The sequence below is a fragment of the Nonomuraea sp. NPDC001636 genome, assembly GCF_040298265.1.
Classification (GTDB): domain Bacteria; phylum Actinomycetota; class Actinomycetes; order Streptosporangiales; family Streptosporangiaceae; genus Nonomuraea.
This window is the reverse complement of record NZ_JBEOZT010000082.1, coordinates 1-3002: the sequence shown is the minus strand read 5'-3', so window position 1 is coordinate 3002 and position 3002 is coordinate 1. Positions and strand designations below refer to the sequence as shown.

At 67.3% G+C, this 3002-nt stretch carries 2 protein-coding genes; both read left to right on the top strand.

The window, feature by feature from the left end:
• Positions 1-2 precede the first annotated feature (2 nt).
• Entirely contained in the window at positions 3-1991 is a 1989-nt protein-coding gene (locus ABT158_RS51055) for a catalase (RefSeq protein ID WP_352366732.1), read from the top strand.
• A gap of 201 nt (positions 1992-2192) precedes the next feature.
• The coding region (locus tag ABT158_RS51050) for an alpha/beta fold hydrolase (protein WP_352366730.1) at positions 2193-3002 on the top strand (810 nt) is incomplete at its 3' end.

Sequence of the window (3002 nt, the reverse complement as noted above, 5' to 3'; positions counted from 1 at the left end):
GGGTGGATTCCGCCAACACGCGCTACACCACCGACCAGGGCGTGCGCATCGACGACACCGACAACTCGCTGTCGATCGGTGAGCGCGGCCCGACGATCCTGGAGGACTTCCACTTCCGGGAGAAGGTGACGCGCTTCGACCACGAGCGCATCCCGGAGCGGGTGGTGCACGCGCGCGGCTCGGGGGCGCACGGGGTGTTCCAGGTGTACGAGTCGCTGGCCGAGTACACCTGCGCCGACTTCCTGTGCGATCCGGCGCTGCTCACACCGGTGTTCGTGCGCTTCTCCACGGTGGCGGGCTCGCGCGGGTCGGCCGACACGGTGCGGGACGTGCGCGGTTTCGCCACCAAGTTCTTCACCCGGCAGGGCAACTACGACCTGGTCGGCAACAACTTCCCGGTGTTCTTCGTGCAGGACGCGATCAAGTTCGCCGATTTCGTGCACTCGGTCAAGCCCGAGCCGCACAACGAGATCCCGCAGGCGCAGTCGGCGCACGACACGTTGTGGGACTTCGTGCAGCTGCAACCGGAGACGATGCACACGATCATGTGGCTGATGTCGGATCGGGCGATCCCGCGCAGCTTCCGCATGATGCAGGGGTTCGGTGTGCACACCTTCCGCCTGGTCAACGCCGCGGGGCGGGGCACGTTCGTGAAGTTCCACTGGCGGCCGGTGCTCGGCACGCACTCGCTGGTCTGGGACGAGGTGCTGCGCATCCAGGGCAACGACCCCGACTTCAACCGGCGCGATCTGTGGGACGCGATCGAGGCCGGCCAGTACCCGGAATGGGAGCTGGGCCTGCAACTGGTGCCGGAGGAGGACGAGCACAAGTTCGACTTCGACCTGCTCGACCCCACGAAGATCATCCCGGAGGAGGAGGTGCCCCTGCGGATGGTGGGCAAGATGACGCTCAACCGCAATCCGGACAACTTCTTCGCCGAGACCGAGCAGATCGCCTTCTGCACCGCCAACGTGGTGCCGGGCATCGACTTCACCAACGACCCGCTGCTGCAGGGCCGCAACTTCTCCTATCTCGACACCCAGCTGCTGCGCCTGGGCGGGCCGAACTTCCAGCAGATCCCGATCAACCGCCCGCTCGCGCCGGTGCACAACGACAACCGCGACGGCTTCCACCAGCACATGATCCACACGAGCCACACCAGCTATTCCAAGAACTCCATCAGCGGCGGCTGTCCCGCGACCGGAGTGCTGGCCGGTGACATGACCGGCGTGTTCCGGCACTACACCGAGCGGGTCGAGGGCGAGAAGATCCGCCGGCGCAGCTCCAGCTTCGGCGACCACTACAGCCAGGCCACCCTGTTCTGGAACAGCATGTCGGACTGGGAGAAGCACCACATCATCAAGGCGTTCCTGTTCGAGCTGGGCCACGTGCAGCGCCGCTACATCAAGGAGCAGGTGGTCGAACGACTGGCCAACGTGGACACCGGGCTGGCCGGGCATGTGGCCGCCGGGCTCGGCCTGCCCGCCCCGGCTCCGAAGGGCGGCAACCACGGCAAGTCCTCCCCGGCGCTCAGCCAGGCCGGCCAGCCCTCCAGCCTGGCCACCCGCAAGATCGCGATCTTGGTGAGTGACCGTACCGACGCCGGCGCGCTGCAGTCGGTGATGCAGGAGCTGGAGAGCGGCAAGGCGGTCTGCGATGTGATCGCGCCGCACGAGGGGATGGCCGGATCGCTGGCAGTGGACAAGCAGGTCAGCGCCGCCTCTTCGGTGCTGTACGACGCGGTGCTGTGCACCGGCGGCGAGGAGCTGACCGGCAACGGACAGGCCGTGCAGTTCGTCCGCGAGGCGTTCAAGCACGGCAAGGCCATCGGCGTGCTGCCGGACGGCGAACCGCTGCTGCGGGCCGCCGCCCTGCCCGGACGCCAGGGCGTCGTCGACTCCACGGCGGCGAACGGCTTCACCAGGCAGTTCATCGCCGCCATCCTGCAGCACCGCCACTACGACCGGGACGTGGCCGCCTTCCCCGCCTGACAAGGCTCATGAGGCGATCGAGCGCGGGCGGTCCGGCAAAGACCCCCGAACCGGGCCTTGGCCATATCCAAACGATGAACTGCGGTAACTACCGCCATGGGCGATACGTCCGCCGTCGTGTTCCACCGGTGCGGCGGGGTGGCCCGCCCGCGCCCGCGGGTTCCATCGACACCAACCATCGGCCCTCGAAAGGGGTTCACGGTGCCATACATCACCACCCGTGACAACGAGCAGATCTTCTTCTACGACTGGGGCAGCGGCCCGCCGGTGATCTTCATCCACGGCTGGCCGCTGAACGCCGACGCCTGGCACGACCAGATGAAGGCGGTCGTCGACAACGGATTCAAGGCGATCGCGCACGACCGGCGCGGGCACGGCCGTTCGAGCCAGCCCTACGACGGCTATGACTTCGACACCTTCGCCGACGACCTGGCCGATCTCATCAACACCCTCGACCTGCGCGACGTCACGCTGGTGGCACACTCCATGGGCGGCGGGGAACTGGCCCGCTACATCGGCCGGCACGGCACCTCCCGCCTGAGCAAGGCGGTGCTGCTGTCGGCGGTGCCGCCGCTCATGCTCAAGACCCCCGACAACCCCGAGGGCACGCCTCAGGAGGTGTTCGACAAGATCAAGAAGGGCATCCTGACCGAGCGCTCGCAGTTCTGGCGCGACACCGCCGACGGCTTCTTCGGCGCCAACAGGCCGGGCAACAAGGTCACGCAGGGCAACAAGGACGCCTTCTGGCTGATGGCCATGGCCGAGAACATCCAGGCCGGCGTGGCGTGCGTGGACGCCTTCTCCGCCACCGACTTCACCGCCGACCTGAAGAAGTTCGACATCCCCACCCTGATCGTGCACGGCGACGACGACCAGGTCGTGCCGATCGCGGCGTCCGCCGACAAGTCCGCCAAGATCATCCCTGACTGCGTGTACAAGGTGTACCAGGGCGGCTCGCACGGCATCGCGCTGGTGCCGGGCGACAAGGAGAAGTTCAACGCCGACCTGCTG